The organism is Streptomyces canus, assembly GCF_030815415.1.
GTDB lineage: Bacteria > Actinomycetota > Actinomycetes > Streptomycetales > Streptomycetaceae > Streptomyces > Streptomyces canus_F.
Map to the genome: position 1 here is coordinate 2,032,767 of NZ_JAUSWW010000001.1, position 17,479 is coordinate 2,050,245.

General features: G+C 70.5%; 16 protein-coding genes. 12 read left to right on the top strand and 4 right to left on the bottom strand.

Annotated elements, in window-relative coordinates:
- The first annotated feature begins 129 nt into the window (after window positions 1–129).
- Genes QF037_RS09535 through QF037_RS09545 form a run of 3 tightly spaced genes read left to right on the top strand, consistent with a single transcriptional unit; the run spans window position 130 to window position 3,647 of the window.
- Complete coding sequence (locus tag QF037_RS09535; protein ID WP_373463692.1) at window positions 130–1,425, top strand: MFS transporter; 1,296 nt, start codon at window positions 130–132, stop codon at window positions 1,423–1,425.
- Window positions 1,426–1,429: 4 nt separating this feature from the next.
- A complete protein-coding gene (locus QF037_RS09540; protein ID WP_307023639.1) occupies window positions 1,430–2,584 on the top strand; it encodes an anhydro-N-acetylmuramic acid kinase in 1,155 nt (384 codons plus the stop codon).
- Between the two features lie 58 nt (window positions 2,585–2,642).
- Window positions 2,643–3,647 carry a DUF2510 domain-containing protein gene (locus tag QF037_RS09545; protein WP_307023640.1) on the top strand — a complete coding sequence of 335 codons (1,005 nt, stop codon included), beginning with the start codon at window positions 2,643–2,645 and terminating at the stop codon, window positions 3,645–3,647.
- Window positions 3,648–3,793: 146 nt separating this feature from the next.
- Here QF037_RS09545 and QF037_RS09550 read toward each other — a convergent pair whose 3' ends face one another.
- Entirely contained in the window at window positions 3,794–4,408 is a 615-nt protein-coding gene (locus QF037_RS09550) for a TetR/AcrR family transcriptional regulator (protein ID WP_266885678.1), read from the bottom strand.
- A gap of 240 nt (window positions 4,409–4,648) precedes the next feature.
- Here QF037_RS09550 and QF037_RS09555 point away from each other — a divergent pair, with 240 nt between their 5' ends.
- Both QF037_RS09555 and QF037_RS09560 read left to right on the top strand, forming a co-directional pair.
- A complete protein-coding gene (locus tag QF037_RS09555) occupies window positions 4,649–5,455 on the top strand; it encodes a phosphatase PAP2 family protein (RefSeq protein WP_307023641.1) in 807 nt (268 codons plus the stop codon).
- Complete coding sequence (locus QF037_RS09560) at window positions 5,452–6,456, top strand: hypothetical protein (protein WP_307023642.1); 1,005 nt, start codon at window positions 5,452–5,454, stop codon at window positions 6,454–6,456. Before QF037_RS09555 ends, QF037_RS09560 begins: the two co-directional genes overlap by 4 nt.
- Before the next feature lie 16 nt (window positions 6,457–6,472).
- Here the strand turns inward: QF037_RS09560 and QF037_RS09565 are convergent, their stop codons facing one another.
- Complete coding sequence (locus QF037_RS09565) at window positions 6,473–8,524, bottom strand: phosphocholine-specific phospholipase C (protein ID WP_307023643.1); 2,052 nt, start codon at window positions 8,522–8,524, stop codon at window positions 6,473–6,475.
- A gap of 366 nt (window positions 8,525–8,890) precedes the next feature.
- Between QF037_RS09565 and QF037_RS09570 the strand changes: the two genes are divergently transcribed.
- Genes QF037_RS09570 through QF037_RS09580 form a run of 3 tightly spaced genes read left to right on the top strand, consistent with a single transcriptional unit; the run spans window position 8,891 to window position 11,066 of the window.
- The gene (locus QF037_RS09570) at window positions 8,891–9,964 is read left to right on the top strand and encodes an aromatic ring-hydroxylating dioxygenase subunit alpha (RefSeq protein WP_307023644.1); all 1,074 of its coding nucleotides are present in this window, start codon (window positions 8,891–8,893) and stop codon (window positions 9,962–9,964) included.
- Window positions 9,961–10,131: a hypothetical protein gene (locus QF037_RS09575; protein WP_266885683.1), complete on the top strand. Its 171-nt coding sequence runs from the start codon at window positions 9,961–9,963 to the stop codon at window positions 10,129–10,131. The genes QF037_RS09570 and QF037_RS09575 overlap by 4 nt, the downstream gene beginning before the upstream one ends.
- Window positions 10,128–11,066, top strand: coding sequence for a PDR/VanB family oxidoreductase (locus tag QF037_RS09580; protein WP_307023645.1), 939 nt, complete (start codon window positions 10,128–10,130; stop codon window positions 11,064–11,066). The genes QF037_RS09575 and QF037_RS09580 overlap by 4 nt, the downstream gene beginning before the upstream one ends.
- On the opposite strand, the gene QF037_RS09585 is transcribed toward QF037_RS09580, so the two are convergent.
- Window positions 10,981–11,835, bottom strand: a complete 855-nt coding sequence (locus tag QF037_RS09585; RefSeq protein ID WP_307023646.1) for an IclR family transcriptional regulator domain-containing protein — start codon at window positions 11,833–11,835, stop codon at window positions 10,981–10,983. The two genes, QF037_RS09580 and QF037_RS09585, sit on opposite strands and share 86 nt — an antisense overlap.
- 146 nt (window positions 11,836–11,981) lie before the next feature.
- On the opposite strand from QF037_RS09585, the gene QF037_RS09590 reads away from it, so the two are divergent.
- Genes QF037_RS09590 through QF037_RS09605 form a run of 4 tightly spaced genes read left to right on the top strand, consistent with a single transcriptional unit; the run spans window position 11,982 to window position 15,329 of the window.
- On the top strand, window positions 11,982–12,950 hold the full coding sequence (locus QF037_RS09590) for an ABC transporter substrate-binding protein (RefSeq protein ID WP_307023647.1): 969 nt from the start codon (window positions 11,982–11,984) through the stop codon (window positions 12,948–12,950).
- Window positions 12,947–13,720, top strand: coding sequence for an ABC transporter permease (locus QF037_RS09595; protein ID WP_307023648.1), 774 nt, complete (start codon window positions 12,947–12,949; stop codon window positions 13,718–13,720). The genes QF037_RS09590 and QF037_RS09595 overlap by 4 nt, the downstream gene beginning before the upstream one ends.
- Entirely contained in the window at window positions 13,684–14,496 is an 813-nt protein-coding gene (locus tag QF037_RS09600; RefSeq protein ID WP_373463693.1) for an ABC transporter permease, read from the top strand. Before QF037_RS09595 ends, QF037_RS09600 begins: the two co-directional genes overlap by 37 nt.
- A 20-nt stretch (window positions 14,497–14,516) precedes the next feature.
- Window positions 14,517–15,329, top strand: coding sequence for an ABC transporter ATP-binding protein (locus QF037_RS09605; RefSeq protein ID WP_307023650.1), 813 nt, complete (start codon window positions 14,517–14,519; stop codon window positions 15,327–15,329).
- Here QF037_RS09605 and QF037_RS09610 read toward each other — a convergent pair.
- Entirely contained in the window at window positions 15,298–17,439 is a 2,142-nt protein-coding gene (locus QF037_RS09610) for a discoidin domain-containing protein (RefSeq protein ID WP_373463694.1), read from the bottom strand. The two genes, QF037_RS09605 and QF037_RS09610, sit on opposite strands and share 32 nt — an antisense overlap.
- Window positions 17,440–17,479: the final 40 nt, after the last annotated feature.

Below are 17,479 nucleotides of genomic sequence, written 5' to 3' on the forward strand. Positions count from 1 at the left end.
CGTACAGACCTCGAGCGTAGCCGTCCGATTGGCTAAGTGGAGGGCGGTCCGGGCAGCTGTTGCCTTGACGGGTGACGGCGGTCTCGGACAGTCGACGCATCAGGCCTGTGGCCTGCCGCCCTTTGTTGTTTGACGGATGGTCAGAAACCGGAGGAGGAGCCCATTTTCCAAGATCCGAAGGCAGGACGCTCCCGCCGTGCGCTGGTCGCGGGGTCGGTGGGCAACTTCATCGAGTGGTACGAGTTCGGCGTCTACGGCTACTTCGCCACGATCATCGCGGCCCGTTTCTTCACCCCGGAGGGCGGCAGTGAGGCCGAGGCGCTGGTGAAGGCGTACGCGTCGTTCGCGCTGGCGTTCTTCTTCCGGCCCGTCGGCGCGGCCCTGTTCGGCCGGCTCGGGGACCGCGTCGGGCGGCGTCCGGTGCTGATCCTGGTGATCGTGCTGATGACCGGCGCGACGACACTGATCGGCGTCCTGCCGACGTACGCCCAGGTCGGCGCCCTGGCTCCCTGGCTGCTCACGTTTCTGAGGGTGCTTCAGGGGCTGTCGGCGGGTGGGGAGTTCGGCGGAGCGGTGTCGGTGATGACCGAGTTCGCGCCGCCGGGGCGGCGGGGGCTGTACGGGTCATGGCAGTCGTTCACGGTGGCGCTGGGACTGCTGGGCGGTGCGGGGGCGGCGGCGCTGCTCGCCACCGTCCTCACGGAGCGGCAACTGGGCGACTGGGGCTGGCGGCTGCCGTTCCTGCTGACGCTGCCGCTGGGGCTCACGGCGCTATGGCTGAGGCTGCGGCTGGACGAGACGCCCGCGTTCCGGGAGGAGCACGACGTCGAACGGCCGCCGGTGCGCCAGGTGGTGGGTGCCGTCGCGCTGGGCGCGGGACGGATCATGGGGTGGGCGGCGGCCGGTTACACCTTCCTCGTCGTGCTCCCCTCGTATCTGCAGAGCACCCTGAACGCGAGCTTCCGGCAGGCGCTGGTCGCCACCGTGCTGGCCAACCTGGGCTTCGCGGCGACGATCGTCCCGGCCGGGCTGCTGAGCGACCGGGTGGGGCGGCGCCCGGTGATGCTGACCGGGGCGGTGCTCGTCACGGTCCTGGCGGTACCGCTGCTCAACCTCCTTCAGGACAGCGGGACTTCGCATGCCGTGGAGGGCGTGGCGGTGTGCGGCGCGGGTGCCGTGGTGGGGCTGATGGCGGGGCCGGGCCCGGCGATGCTGGCGGAGCTGTTCCCGACCACCGTGCGCTACACGGGTCTGGGACTCGCCTACGCCCTGTCCAACGCGGTGTTCTCGGGTTGCGCGGGGCTCATCATCACCAAGACGGTGGAGCGGACCGGGAACGTGGACATCCCGGGGTACTACGCGGCGGCGACCTGTGCGGTGAGCGTGCTGGCGCTGGTCAAGTCTCCCGGTCGGAAGGCGGGTTGAGCGGATGCGGGTGATCGGTCTGATGTCCGGGACGTCGTACGACGCCATCGACGCGGCGGCGGCCGAGCTGGACCTCGTCGGGGACAGCCTGGTCCTGAGACCGCTGGGAAAGGTGAGCGCGTCGTACGACGACCCCCTGCGCGAGGCGCTCGCCGCGGCGCTTCCGCCGGGGACCACGTCGATGGCCGAGGTGTGCCGGCTGGACACCCTCATCGGACAGGCGTTCGCGGCGGCGGCCGTCCGGGCCGATCGTGAACTGTGCGACGGGCGGGCCGAGTTGGTCGCATCCCACGGGCAGACGGTGTACCACTGGGCCGCCGGTGGCCGGGTGCACGGCACGTTGCAGATCGGACAGCCCGCCTGGATCGCCGAGGCGACCGGACTGCCCGTGGTCGCCGACTTCCGGCCCCGCGACATCGCCGCCGGCGGCCAGGGCGCCCCGCTGGTCAGCCTGGTCGACCTGTTGTGGCTGCGGGGCCGCCCGGGCACGCCGGTCGCGCTCAACCTGGGCGGCATCGCCAACCTCACCGCTCCCGACGGGACCGCCTTCGACACCGGCCCCGGGTGCGCCTTGATCGACGCGGCGGCCCGGGGGTTCAGCGGCGGGCGCCTGGCGTACGACGCCGACGGGGCGCTGGCCGCTCGCGGGACAGTGCACGGGGCGCTGCTGGAGCGGCTGCTCGCGGAGCCGTACTACGCGCTGGCGCCGCCGAAGACGACCGGCAAGGAGCTCTTCCACCTCGGGCATCTCCAGGAGGCCCTCGCGGGGTGCGGGAGGCTGTCGGCCGAGGATGTCGTCGCCACGCTGACCGCGCTCACCGCCCGGACGGCGGCCGACGCGGTCCGGGCGGTGCGCGCGACGGAGGTGATCGCCTCCGGCGGCGGGACCCGCAATCCGGCGCTGATGGGCATGCTGGCCGAGTCCGTGCCCGGCATCGCGCTGCGCACCTCCGACGAGCTGGGGCTGCCCTCGGACGCGAAGGAGGCGTACGCCTTCGCCGTCCTGGGATTCCTGACCGTGCACGGACTGCCCGGCACCGTGCCCGCGAGCACCGGCGCCCGGCACGCGCGCGTCCTCGGATCGGTGACTCCCGGCCGGGACGGACTGCGTCTGCCGCCGCCCGCGCGAGAGAAACCCGTACGCCTCGTACTGGGTTGACCGGAATTCGGTCCGCCCCTCTCATCCGGCTTTCACCGACGCCTCATACGGTGGGGGCATGACGCAGGTGACTCCTCCCGGGTGGTACCCCGATCCCGGACAGACAAGTGACGGTCCCGCCACCGAGCGCTGGTGGGACGGCAGGGCATGGACGGACCAGACCCGCCCCGCGGGGTCGGCCGCCCAGTGGGGTCCCCCGGCGCAGGCGCCCGCCGAGGGGGCGTATCCCCCGTATCCGGCCTATCCCGGTCAGCCGCCGGCCGGCGGACGGCGCGGTCTGCGCACCGGCGTAGCCGTGGCGGTGGCGGTCGCGGTCCTCGCCAGCATCGGTGTGGGCGTGTGGGCGCTGACCGGCAACGACTCGGGCGGCGGCAGCGCCTCGCAGCAGGGGCCGGGCGGCGGGCAGGGCGGCGCCGGGGGCCAGGACGGTTCCACGGGTGGCCAGGGCGGGCCGGGCGGGAACGGCGGTCCGGGTGGCTCCGGCGGTTCCGGCGGGGCCTCGCCCTCGCCCGGGCAGTCCGAGGCGCCGAAGATCGAGAGCGGTTCGGTGACCGACGCGATCAGCGGGATCAGCATCCCGATCCCGGACGACTGGTACGGCCAGCAGATCCAGGCCGGTGCGTCGGTCACGTCGAACGACTCCTACCAGTGCCCCGGCGACACCTCCCAGAACTGCACGAAGGGCGGTGCGTACTCGGCTCCCGCGGCACTGCTGGGCACCGCCGGCTCGACGGCCGAGCAGGTCGCCAAGGCGGACATCGAGGCGAACGCCGAGCAGTCCTACGGCGGCAAGACCTACGGTGCGATCACCTCGCACGACGTGCTGGCCTCCAAGGCCGTGACCGTCGCCGGGCAGAAGGGCTACCTGGTCCGCTGGAAGGCGGTCACCAGCAAGGGCGCCGACGGCTACGTCGAGTCGCTGGCCTTCCCCTCCCCCGCGAACGCGCGGCAGATCGTCGTCGTGCGCTTCGGCGTCGACGTCGGCGAGAAGCAGTCCGTCATCGACGAGATCACCAAGGGGATCAAGGTGTCCACGGGCGGCGGCAGCGGCCAGGACGTCTGACACCCCCGGGAAACCCGTCGGCCGGGTGGGGCGCCTCTCCGCTCAAGAGGAACCCCACCCGGCCGGGGGGTGCGCGCCGCCCCCGTCCCCACGGTGCGGCGCGAGCAGGTCACCGTCCAGTCATCCCGTGGACGGCGGCCTGGGTCTCAGGTGAGCCCCAGTGCGGGCAGCACCGCGGCCTCCACGAAGCAGACCAGGTAGCTCGGATCGGCGTACTCCCCGTCCACGATGGGCCGCGCCCGGATCACGCCGAACATCTGGGCCGGGATGTACTCCAGCGCCGGATGCCCGGCGGCGACCTCGCCCCGGTCGACCCCGCGCTGGAGGATCTCCTTCAGCGACGCGATCTCCGGGTCGACGAGCGCCTCCCGCAGCGCCTTCGCCAGCTCCGGGTCCTGCGTGACGGCGTGTCCGAGGGCCTGGAGCAGCTTGGTGTCACTATTCGACCAGCGGCCCGCGGCCCGTGCCACCTCGCGCAAGTCGTCCGCGAGCGATCCTGTGTCGATGCCGTCGAACTTCGACTGGCGCCGGGACCGCAGCGCGGCCACCACGAACTGCGGCTTGGTCTTCCACTGCCGGTAGAGCGTGGACTTGCTGCACCGGGTGCTGGCGGCGACACCCTCCATGGTCACGGCTTCATACCCGCATTCGCGGACCTGTTCGAGCACGGCGTCGTAGAACTCCTGCTCACGCTCGGGCGTGATTTTGGAGCGGCGCGAGGCGGCGACCGTCTCCGGTCCGTCCGCGGCCTGCGACGTCATCGGCGCTTCTCCTCGTTCGAGTGGGGCTTGAGCGACTTCATACAAGGTGGTGCGGGGCTGCTTCCAGTGTGGCGTACGTCTATCGATACGTGAGTGTACCGGTACGCGGCCGTATCGGTACACTGACGTATCGGTACACTGGCGTATCGGTACGCACCCGTATCGATGAGCGCGATGAGTTCGCCGCACCAGACGAGTCTCCAGCTCAGCCCGCACCACCGTCAGCGAAGGGGCCGGGGGATGAATGCCCGCACCGAGCCTGCAGAAGCGGAGACCCGCGCCATAACGCGGCCGCCACTCGTCCGTGAGCTCCTGCTTGTCGCAGGACTCTTCCTCGTCTACAAGTTCGGCCGTCAGCTGGCGACCGGACACACCGGCGAAGCGTTCCGCAACGCCCACCGCGTGTGGGACCTGGAGCGAGCCTTCCGCCTGCCCGGCGAGGGCGACGTACAGAATCTGCTGCTGCACGGCGACACTCTCGTGCACATCGCCAACACCTACTACGCCACGATCCATTTCCCGGCCACCGCGGCCTTCCTGGTCTGGCTCTATCTGCGCCGGCCGACGCACTACGTCTGGGCCCGCCGGGTACTGGCCGCCGTCACCGGTGCCGCACTCGTGGTGCACCTCGTCTTCCCGCTCGCCCCGCCGCGCATGCTCGCCGCGACGGGCCTGGTGGACACCGCACGCCTGTACGGGCCGTCGGTGTACGGCCCGCCGCGGACCGACCACCTGTCGAACCAGTTCGCGGCGATGCCGTCGCTGCACTTCGGCTGGGCCCTGATGGTGGCGATCGGACTGATCGTCGCGACCCGGTCGCGTCGGCGCTGGCTGTGGCTGCTGCATCCGCTGCTGACGCTGACGGTGATCGTCGGGACCGCGAACCACTACTGGCTCGACGCGATCGTGGCGGCGGCCATGCTCGGCATCGCGCTCGCGGTGATCCGCCTGCCCCGGCGCACGACGACGACCGCGGAGCACCCCCCGGAAAGTCAGGAGACTCCGGCACCGGTCGAGGAGAACGTCCTGGTCGGAGCGGGCCGATGAGCGCCACCGCCCTCGCCGTCGTGCTGTCCCTGTTCTCGGCCGTCGCCTACGCGGGCGCGGCCGTCGCCCAGGAGCGGCTGGCCTCCCGCAACCCCGGTTCGGGGATGCTGCGGCTGCTCGGCTCGGGCGCCTGGTGGTGGTCCGTCGCCCTCAACGCCTCCGCCGCGCTGCTGCACGTGGTGGCCCTCAAGTACGGCCCGCTGACCGTGGTCCAGCCGCTCGGCGCGCTCACCCTGGTCGCCGCGGTGCCCATGGGCGCGCGGGTCGCCGGGCGGCGGGTCAGCGCGACGGAGTGGCGGGGTACGGCGTACACCCTCATCGGGCTGGCCGCGATCCTCGTCACAGCGTCCGGTCCGGCGCCCGACGACGTGCTGAGCATGCCGGAGGCGCTGGCGGTCGCCGGTGTGACGGCCACGGTGATCGGCCTGCTGACGCGCCGGGGCACCCGTCCCGGCCTGCGCCACGCGTCCGCGTCGGGCTTCGCCTCCGGGGTCGCCTCGGCGCTCACCCAGACCGTGACGGTGGCCGCGACCGACCGCTCGGACTCCGTGCTGAGCGTGCAGGTCATCGGCGTCGCGCTGCTCGTGGCGGCGTTCGCGGCGGGCGGTCTGCTGCTGTCCCAGGTCGCCTACCGGGGCGGCCTCGGCGCACCTCTGGCGGTGGTGACCCTGGCCAATCCGGTGGCGGCCGCGCTCATCGGACTGTCACTGCTGGGCGAACGCCTCCAGGGCGGCGCGACGGGCATCCTCCTCGCACTGGCCGGGGCAGGACTCTCGGCGTGGGGTGTGGTGCTGCTGAGCCGGGTGGCGCCGGACGTGGTGGCGGTGGATCAGGCCTACGACGAAGTGGTCGCGGCGGATCAGCCGCTCGACGACGGCATCACGGTCTCCGATGCCGAGCACCCCGTCGCGGCCGTCCTGGCGCTCGAAGCCGCGAAGGTGCCGCCCGAGTCGATGCTGATGCCCCGGCAGCCCGACCCGGGGCACCTCACCTCGCTCTGACCCGGCCGGTTCCGGCCTACACGGTGATGATCGCCGGGTCGCTCACCCCGGGCCGCCCGTTCTCGACGTGCCCGGCGAACCTCCGCAGGAACGCCGGGTCGGAGTCGGACGTGACCGTCAGGTCGTACCAGCGCCGGCTCGCCGCGAGGTCGACGCAGTGCCTGACGGTGGTGCCGGGCCGCACGGTGACGGTGCGGACGCGGCCGCCGTAACCGCTGGTGACCTTGAGCCGGGCCGTCTTGGCGCCCTTGTTGGTGAAGGTCAGCTCGACGTCGTCGCCGGTGTGCCGTGCGGTGGTCTCTGCTCCGGCCGTCTTGTTCGCACCCTTGAAGGAGCGCACGAAGCCGTTCGGGCCGTGCACGGTCAGGTCGTACGAGCCGCCGGAGTACGCCGAGTTCCAGGTGTCCGCGATCGTCTTGCCGGCCTCCGTGGTGTAGGTCCACGGGCCGTCGGTGCGGTTGCCGGAGGTGACGTGGAAGGCGGCACCGGCCTTGGCGCCGGAGGCGAACGTCAGCGTGACCTGGCCGGCCGCCGCGTCCACGGAACCGTCCACGTGCGGGGCGTACTTGAGGGGGCGGGACGGACGCAGACCGCGCTCCTGCCTGGGCATGTCCGGATCGGCCGGCGGCGTCGGCCGGTAGTCGGGGTGCCGCTCGCGGTCCTGCGGCTCGTACTCGTCCGTCTCCGGCAGCGCGGCGGGGCGGCTGTCCTTGCGGGAGAAGTCGAAGGCCGAGGTCAGGTCGCCGCATATGGCCCGGCGCCAGGGCGAGATGTTCGTCTCCCTGACGCCGAAACGGCGCTCCATGAACCGCAGGATCGACGTGTGGTCCAGGGTCTCGGAGTTGACGTAACCACCCTTGCTCCACGGCGAGACGACCAGCATCGGTACCCGGGGGCCGAGTCCGTAGGGGCCTGCCGGGCGGTTGCCGTCGCCGGGGTAGAGGTCGAGCGAGACGTCGACGGTCGACTTGCCCTGCGCCGCGGACCGCGGCGGGAGCGGCGGCACCACGTGGTCGAAGAAGCCGTCGTTCTCGTCGAAGGTGATGAACAGGGCCGTCTTCGACCAGACCTCCGGGTTGGAGGTGAGGGCGTCGAGGACCTGCGCGATGTACCAGGCGCCGTAGTTCGAGGGCCAGTTGGAGTGCTCGGAGAACGCCTCCGGGGCGGCGATCCAGGAGATCTGGGGCAGCGTACCGGCCTTGACGTCGGCCTTCAGCCGGTCGAAGTAGCCGTCGCCGTTCTTGACGTCGGTGCCGGTGCGGGCCTTGTCGTACCAGGGGTCGCCGGGCTGGGCCTCGCGGTACTTGTTGAAGTACAGGAGGGAGTTGTCGCCGTAGTTGCCCCGGTAGGCGTCCGCGATCCAGCCCCAGGAGCCCGCCGCGTCCAGGCCGTCGCCGATGTCCTGGTAGATCTTCCACGAGACGCCGGCCCGCTCCAGACGCTCGGGATAGGTCGTCCAGCCGTAGCCGGCCTCGTCGTTGCCCAGGACCGGGCCGCCGCCGGTGCCGTCGTTGCCGGTGTGTCCCGTCCACATGTAGTAGCGGTTCGGGTCGGTCGAGCCGATGAACGAGCAGTGGTAGGCGTCGCAGACGGTGAAGGCGTCGGCGAGGGCGTAGTGGAAGGGGATGTCCTCACGGGTCAGGTACGCCATCGTGGTGGTGCCCTTCGCCGGCACCCACTTGTCGTACTTGCCCCCGTTGTAGGCCTGCTGGCCGTCGGTCCAGCCGTGCGGCAGGCCCTCCAGGAACTGCATGCCCAGGTCGTCGGCTTCCGGGTGGAAGGGCAGGACGTCCTTGGTGCCGTCGGACTGGTGCCAGATCGGCCTGCCGTTCTCGTGCCGCACCGGGCGCGGGTCGCCGAAGCCGCGAACGCCCCGCAACGCGCCGAAGTAGTGATCGAAGGAGCGGTTCTCCTGCATCAGGACGACGATGTGCTCCACGTCCTCGATCGACCCCGTGCGATGGTTCGCCGGGAGCGCGGCGGCGCGCTGGATGCTGCTCGACAGCGCGGTGAACGCCGAGGTGGCGCCCGCGAGTTGAAGGAATCTGCGCCGGTTGACTTCGGGCATGGGTGGGTACTGCCTCTCATCCAGGGGTGCGGATGGCCGGAACATGACGGAATGCGCGCGGTGCGAGTGTTCCAAGAGCACCAAACGTCAGGGAAGGGTGCGGTGGCGCTCGTGTGAAAGTCAGCGGTACGGGAGGGGTGCCGGGCCGGGGACCCGGGGACGGGGGCGCGGTGGCGCCGTCCGGCCGTACCCCGCGAGGGGCCGGGCCGGCCGAGTCGCTTGCCGCCTCCTGCCTGACCTGCCTTTTCATAGAACGTCTTCCGCCTGGCAGAAGCCGCCTTGCCGAGCCCCCGCACACCTCACGAACCTGGGTCCAACCACGGCACGCGGGGCGACGGCGCCTCGCCGACAGGGACGGGAACTGCCATGCCGCACATGACCGCTTTTGCCAGGAATCAGTGGTACGTCGCCGCCTACAGCCACGAGGTGGGCCGGGAGGAGCTCCTCGGCCGGACGATCCTCGGTGAGCCGCTCGTGTTCTACCGGACCGAGGAGGAGGGCACGCCCGTCGCGCTGGCCGACCGGTGTGTGCACCGCCGGTTCCCGCTGCACGAGAAGCCGAGCCGGCTCGACGGTGACCGGATCGTGTGCGGGTACCACGGGTTCACGTACGACACGACGGGCACGTGCGTGTATGTTCCGGGGCAGAAACGCGTCCCGCGTACGGCGCGCGTCGCCTCGTACCCGATCGCCGAGCTGGACTCCCTGATCTGGGTGTGGATCGGCGACCCGGCCCTCGCCGACCCCGACACCATCCCGCGGGCCAGGCACCTGGACTCCCCCGGCTGGACGACGGTGCGCGGCATGGAGCCCATCGACGCCGACTACGGGCTCCTCGTCGACAACCTCCTCGACCTCTCCCACGAGACGTATCTGCACGGCGGCTACATCGGGACTCCCGAGGTCGCCGAGACACCCATCACGACCGAGGTCGACGAGGGCGCGGGGATCGTGCGGGTCAGCCGGCACATGGACGATGCCGAGTGCCCGCCGTTCTACGCCAAGTCCACCGGCATAGAAGGCCGGATCACCCGCTGGCAGGACATCGAGTACAGCGCGCCCTGCCTGTATCTGCTCCATAGCCGCGTCGCCCCCGTCGGTGTGGTGCCCGAGGCGGACGGCAGCGACCCGAACGGCTTCCACACCGAGGTGACGTACGCGATCACGCCGTCCTCCGACGGCAAGGTGTACGACTTCTGGATGGTCTCGCGCGACTGGGCGACGGAGGACGACGAGGTCACCGAGTTCCTGCGGAAGAACAACCACACCGTCGTCATGCAGGACGTGGACGCGCTCAACCTGCTGCAGAAGACGCTCGGCAGTGAGCGGACGGGGTACCAGGAGCTGAGCATCAATATCGACACCGGCGGCCTGGCCGCCCGCCGTATCCTCGCCCGGCTCGTCGAGGAGGGCGCCAAGCCCGTGGAGAAGGTCCAGTGAGCAGTCCGACGGGAGAGATCTACCGCATCGACTGGCTGCCCGGCACGGACGTGCTGCACGGCACCTGTCACTGCGGCCGCGAGCACACCTCGCAGGACCCGATCGAGATGTGGGAGTGGATGCTCGCCCACCCGCAAGGACACGAGCCGCGAGGAAACACCTCATGAGTGACGTGTACAAAGCCGAACTCGTCGTCGGCCGAAGGGAGTCCGCGGCCGACGGCGTGCTCGCCCTCACGCTGCGCCACCCCCTCGGCGAGGAGCTCCCGGCCTGGGAGCCCGGCGGTCACATCGACGTCGTGCTCGGCCCCGGACTGGAACGCCAGTACTCCCTGTGCGGCGACCCGGCCGACCGCACCGCCTGGCGGATCGCCGTACTGCGCGAGCCGGACGGACGCGGCGGATCCGCCCATGTGCACGAGCAGTTGAAGCAGGGTGACAAGGTGCGGGTGCGCGGACCCCGCAATCACTTCGCCCTCGAGCCCGCGCCCCGCTACCGGTTCATCGCGGGCGGCATCGGCATCACACCCATCCTGCCGATGCTGGCGGAAGCGGAGTCCCGGGGCGCCCAGTGGACCCTGCTGTACGGCGGGCGCACCCGCGACTCCATCGCCTTCACCGAGGAGTTGAGCCGCTACGGCGACCGGGTCACCGTAGCGCCGCAGGACGAGACCGGCCTGCTCGACCTGGCGTCGGTGCTCGACGACGTCCCCGAGGGCACGCTCGTCTACTGCTGCGGCCCGGGTCCCCTGCTGGACGCGGTGGAGGCGCGCTGCCCGGCCGGGGTGCTGCGCCTGGAACGGTTCACGCCGAAGGAGCAGGAGACCGGCGAGAACACCGAGTTCGAGGTGGAGCTGGCGCAGAGCGGCCGGACGGTGACCGTACCGGCGGACGTCTCCGTGCTGGACGCCGTGCGCGGCGCCGGTGTGGAGGTGCTTTTCTCCTGCACCGAGGGCACCTGCGGGACGTGCGAGACCGATGTCCTCGAAGGCGCCCCGGACCACCGGGACTCGGTGCTCACGGACGCGGAGCGGGAGGCCGGGGAGACGATGATGATCTGTGTGTCCCGGTGTCGGGGGAAGCGGCTCGTCCTCGACCTGTAGCCATCCGCAGGTCCCGCTCGATCGCGGCGACCGTGTCCAGCAGATGCGGCAGCAGATCACGGCGGACCGACGCCACGGTGTTGCGGCTGGCGTGCACCGGGATGTTCACCGCCGCCACCACCTCGCCGCCCCGGTCCCGCACCGGGGCGGCGACCGAGCGCAGCCCCTCCTCCAACTCCTGGTCGACGACGGCGTATCCGCGCGCCCGGACCTTTGCGAGCTCGGCGCGCAGCAGGCCCGCGTCGGTGATCGTGCGCGGTGTCAAGGGGCCGAGTTCGGCCCGTGCCAGCCACGACTCCCTTTCCTCGTCCGGCAGATGGGCGAGGACCACCCGGCCCACCGAGGTGACGTACGCCGGGAAGCGCGTCCCGACGGTGATCGTGGCCGTCATGATGCGGCGGGCCGGCACCCGGGCGACGTACACGATGTCGTCGCCGTCGAGCACGCACAGGGACGACGACTCCCTTGTACGGTCCACCAGTTGCTCCAGATGCGGTTCGGCGATCTGTGCCAGCGAGAAGCCCGCGAGGTAGGAGTAGCCGAGTTCCAGCACGCGTGGCGTGAGCCGGAACGCCCGGCCGTCGGCGTGCACGTACCCCAGGTCGGCGAGCGTGAGCAGGAATCTCCGGGCCGCCGCGCGGGTCAGTCCGCAGGTGCGCGCGACCTCGGCGAGCGTCAAGACCGGGTGTTCCGCGTCGAAAGCGCGGATCACGGCGAGGCCCCGCTCCAAGGAGCGGACGAAGTGCGGGGCGCGGGCTGCTGCAGGCATCGTCGCCTCCACCTCAACAACTGTCAACAATATTGTCAGCCAAAGGCGTTGACCGCAGAGAACAAAAACTCTACCTTTCGCACTGTGCACCATTGTGCGCTGTGCGCACACCCTGTCGGAACAATGAAGTCTGTGCAGGAGGAGCCATGCGTCGTCTGCTCGCCGCTCTAGCGGCCGGAGCATTCCTGGTCACCGTGTCGGCCTGTGGCTCGTCCGGGGACGGTACGGGGTCGGACAAGTCGTCGTCCGGAGGCACCACCAAGGTCAAGGTCGGCGTGATCCCCATCGTCGACGTCGCCCCGCTCTATCTGGGGCAGGAGAAGGGCTTCTTCAAGAAGCAGGGTCTGGAGCTGGAGGTATCGCTCGCGCAGGGCGGTGCGGCGATCGTGCCCGCCGTCGCCAGCGGCCAGTACCAGTTCGGCTTCTCCAACTCGACCTCGCTGATGGTCGCCCAGTCCAACAACGTGCCGGTGAAGGTTGTTTCCAACGGCATCGCCTCAACGGGCGTGCAGGGCAAGGACTTCGGTGCCCTCACCGTGAAGGGCGACAGCTCGGTCAAGTCGGCCGACCAGCTGGAGGGCAAGAAGGTCGCCATCAACACCCTGAAGAACATCAACGAGACCGCGGTGCGCGAGTCGGTGCGCAAGGCGGGCGGCGACCCGGACAAGGTGAAGTTCGTCGAGCTCGCCTTCGACCAGATGCCGGCCGCCCTCGACAGCGGGCAGATCGACGCGGCCATGGTGGTCGAACCGGCCCTCGCGACCGTCAAGAGCCAGGGCGCCCGGGAGATCGCCTCACCCCTCGTGGACGTCGCCCCCCACCTCACCGTGGCGATGTACTTCACGTCCACGTCGTACGAACAGCAGAACGCGGCCGTCGTGAAGAAGTTCCGGACCGCCCTCGCCGAGTCGCTCGCCTACGCGGACGCCCACCCCGACGAGGCCCGCCAGGTCGTCACCACGTACACGAAGATCCCGGCGGCCGTACTGGCGAAGGTCACCCTGCCCGCATGGCCGGCCGACCCGGACCGGGCCTCCCTCGACGCGCTGCGGAAGCTCGGCCAGGACGACGGCCTCTTCAAGACGGCACCCGACCTGGACAAGCTGCTGCCGTGAGGGGCCTCAACACCGCACTCGGCGCCGCCGGACTCGCGGCCTTCCTCGCCCTGGGCGAGGCGGTGCCGCGGCTCGGCCTCGTCAAGGAGGCCTACTTCCCGCCGACCAGCCGCATCGCCGACGCCCTCGGCACCGAGCTCTCCGACGACACCTTCTGGACGGCACTCGGCGACACCCTCACCGGCTGGGCGCTGGGCCTGGTCATCGCCTCGACGGCGGGCATCGTCCTCGGCGTCGCCATCGCGGTGGTGCCGTACCTGCGGGAGGCCACGGCCTCCACGATCGAGTTCCTGCGCCCGATCCCCTCGGTCGCCCTGATCCCCCTCGCGGTGCTGATGTACGGCACCGAACTGCGCTCGGTGCTGCTGCTCGTCGTGTACGCCTCGTTCTGGCAGGTGCTCATCCAGGTCCTGTACGGCGTCCAGGACGTCGACCCGGTCGCCGAGGAGACGGCACGGTCCTACGGTCTCGGACCCTGGGCACGGGTCCGGCACGTCCTGTGGCCGACCGCGCTGCCGTACGTCATGACCGGCATCCGGCTGGCCGCGGCCGTCGCCCTGATCCTCGCCATCACCGCCGAACTCGTCATCGGAGCACCGGGGTTGGGCGCCCGCATCGCGGTCGCCCAGAACTCCCAGGCGGTACCGGAGATGTACGCGCTGATCGTGGTGACCGGTGTGCTGGGGCTCCTCATCAACGTGGGCGCGCGTACCGTGGAGCGGCGGGCCCTGGCATGGCATCAGTCGGTGCGCGGGGAGGTGGCGGTGTGAAGGGCGTTCTGCTGCGGCTGTTCTTCGTGCTCGCGCTGCCCGCGCTGCTGTTCACGGTCTGGTGGTTCGCGTCCGACAGCAGTACCGACGTGTTCTGGCCGCCCCTGCGGACCATTCTGCGGACCTTCCCGGACGTATGGACGGGCGAACGGTTCAAGGACGACGTGCTGCCCAGCGTGCTGCGGCTTTCGGCCGGGTACGCCGTGGCCGCCGTCGTGGGGGTCGCCATCGGCATGGTCATCGGCACCTACCGGCGGGTGCGGGCGGTGTGCGAGCCGGTCCTGGAGTTCCTGCGGGCGGTGCCGCCGCCGGTCCTCGTCCCGGTCATCATGTTGTTCGCGGGCATCGACCACACGATGAAGATCGTCGTGATCGCCAGCGGCTGTGTCTGGCCGATCCTCCTCAACACGGTCGAGGGGGTGCGCGCGGTGGACTCCGTGATGGCGGAGACGGCCCGCTCGTACGGCATCACGGGCGTGGCCCGCCTCAAGGACGTGGTGCTGCGCTCGGCGAGTCCGCAGATCTTCGCGGGGCTGCGGCAGGCCCTGTCGATCGGCATCATCCTCATGGTCATCAGCGAGATGTTCGCGGCCAGCGACGGCCTCGGCTTCACCGTCGTGCAGTTCCAGCGCAGTTTCGCGGTCCCCGAGATGTGGACCGGCATCCTCGTCCTCGGTCTGCTCGGCTTTGTGCTCTCCGTCCTCTTCCAGCTGGTCGAGCGGCGGGTCCTCGGCTGGTACCACGGTCTGCGGGCCTCGGCCCGGCGGTCCCCGTGACGCTCACGAAAGGGCGGTCCATGCTCGACATACGCGGCCTGCAGAAGGTCTACGAGGGGTCCGGGCGCCGCGTGGAGGCGGTGCGCGACCTCACCTTCACCGTCGAGGCGGGCGAACTCGTCTGCCTGGTCGGCCCGTCGGGCTGCGGCAAGACGACGCTGCTGAAGTGCATGGGCGGCCTCCTCGCGCCGACCGGCGGCGAAGTCCTGCTGGCGGGCCGGAAGGTGAACGGCCCGCCGCCCGGCATGGCGTTCGTGTTCCAGGAGTACGGGCGCAGCCTGTTCCCCTGGAAGCGGGTCGGCGAGAACGTCGAACTCCCGCTGAAGCAGAAGGACTTGAGCAAGGCCCGGCGCCGGGAGCTGGTTGCCGACGCGCTGGAGTCGGTGGGACTCGCGGACGCCGCCGGGGCGTATCCCTGGCAGCTGTCCGGCGGGATGCAGCAGCGCGTGGCGATCGCCCGCGCGCTGGCGTACGAGCCCGAAGTGCTGCTGATGGACGAGCCGTTCGCGGCCGTCGACGCCCAGACCCGTGCCGATCTGGAGGACCTGGTACGGCGGCTGTGGCGGGAGCGCGGCATCACCATCCTGTTCGTCACCCACGACATCGACGAGGCGGTGTACCTGGGCGAGCGGGTGATCGTGCTGTCCGCCTCCCCCACCGTCGTACAGGAGCAGCTGAAGGTCGATCTCCCGGACGAGCGCGACCAGTTGCACACACGGGTGGCCCCCCGCTTCGCCGAGCTCCGAACCCATGTGTACGAGCAGATCCAGGCGGCGAAGCGCGGGGTCCCGCAGGACGCGCTCACGAAGTCGGATACACCTCCACCTCACTGAACTGCCCTGCGGGCCAGCCCGTGTTGGCGCTCACGGACAGGCGCAGGTAGCGAAGGCTCGTACCGCTGGGAAGGGAGACGGTGGCCGTGTTGCCGGTGGCGGGGTCGAAGCGGTGGCCCGCGGGCCCCAGGACCGTGGTGTAGGTCGAACCATTGGTGCCGCCCAGCACCGTGACGGTCTGCGTACGCGCACCCCACGCGGCGGAAGGCGGCAGCTTCAGCACCAGGCGCCGTACGGCTTGCGTGGAGCCCAGGTCGACGGTCCAGGACTGCGGAAAGGCGTCGTTGGTCGACTCCCAGTAGCTGTTGGCGTCGCCGTCGACCGCCTTGCCCGGTGTGTAGGCGTCCTGCGATCCGGTGGCGGTGGCCGGCCGGCCCATGGCGAGGTTGCGAGTCGGATCGGGGTCCGGGTTGCCCTGGCCGGGCTGCGGCCAGGTCGAGCAGTCCGACCAGGTGCTGCTCCAACCGGAGTTGCCGCCGCCGTCGGTGAGGTCGAAGGTCCCGGAGCCCGCCGGATAGGGGCAGTTGTAGATGCCGGCGGCCCCGACGCCCGTCGCCGTGACGTTGCGGAAGGTGGCCGCGCCCTGGGCCTCCGCCTGCACCACGACCGTCCCCGTGTTGCGCACGGTGGCACCGTCCACGGTGACACCCCGGACCGGGTACCCCTGTCCGCCGCCGGACACGAACTCGAAGGCGCTGTACGGGCTGTCGGTGATGGTCGTGTCGGTGATGCGGATGTTCGCGTTGATGGCGCTGTCGTAGGAGTCGACGCGCAACGCGCCCATCGGATGGTTCCAGTTGGGGTTCATCGCACCGGTGCGCACCAGTGTGTTGCCGTCGACCGTGATGGTGCCGGCCAGCGGGTGGAAGGGGTCGAGGAACTTCTGGTTGGAGATCGCGATGCCGCTGCCGAGGGCGTTGGTGTCGGAGATCAGGTTGTTCCTCACGGCGATGTCGGTGCCGCCGTAGATCGCGATTCCGTTGGCCAGGTTCGGCTGGCTGATGGTGTTGTCCTCGAAGCTGCTGTCGGTGTCCGGCGCGTACAGGGACCACATGGCGAGCGCGTCGTCGCCCTGGTTGCGCAGGAAGTTGTTGCGGACGCGGACGCCTCGGGCGTTGCCGTTGAGATTGAGGCCGTCGGCCGTCATGTCGAGGAGGCGGTTGTTCTCGACGACGAGGTTGTCGTTGTTGCCCAGCAGCCAGAGGCCGACCTTGAGGTGCTGGAGCCACATGCCGGAGACGCTGGAGTTCGGGCCCAGTGATCCGTTGACGAAGTTGTCGGGGTCGGAGTCGACGCGCTCGGTGACCTCGCCGATGACGGCGAAGTTCTTGATGTGCACGCTTCCGGACGAACCGGACTGGTCGATGAAGCGGGAGGTGTGCACGACCGAGTGCCAACTGCCCGCGCCCTGCAGGGTGACGTTCTGGACGCCGCTGAGCGAGGAGGTCAGCCTGTAGTCGCCCGGCGGGATCCAGACGATCCCTCCTTGAGCGGACGCGATGGCGTCCCGGAAGGCCTGTGTGGAGTCGCCGTTGCCGCTCGGGTCGGCGCCCTTGGAGACGACGGACACGGACCCGGCGGGCTGTGCGGCGGCCGCGACGACCTGCTCGAAGTCGGCTACGTCCACGGTCACTTGGGTGCCCGTGGACTGGAAGGCGACCTTGTCACCCGCCTGCACGTTCTGGCCGAGCACCAGGCGGGCGTTGTCATAGAAGTGGTGGGTCCTGGCGCCCGGGATCCAGGGGGTGTCGACGTAGGAGTACTTGGAGGTGACCGCGAGCGTTCGGGAGATCCGGGTGCCGTTGACGTACACGTCGAGCGAGCCCGACTGGCCGTCCGGGACGCTGTAGGCGAGGTTCACCGCGTTGGCCGCGCCCGGCACGGTGAACTCCACACGCTGCCCGGAGGTGATCCGGACGGCCTGGCGCCCCGATGCCTCCGAGGCGAGCGTGCCCTGTGTGTGGTCGGGGCCGATCTTCGAGCCGGTCGTGGTCGCGGACTCCGCCTCGACCGAGGTGAACGGGAGTGTGGCGCCGACGGCCGCGTGCGCGGTGGGGGCGGTGGCGGTGAGCAGTCCGGCGGCGAGTACCACCACCAAGGCTGCTGGCATGCCCCTGACAGTTCTGTGCATGTGCTGATCCCTTCGGAGT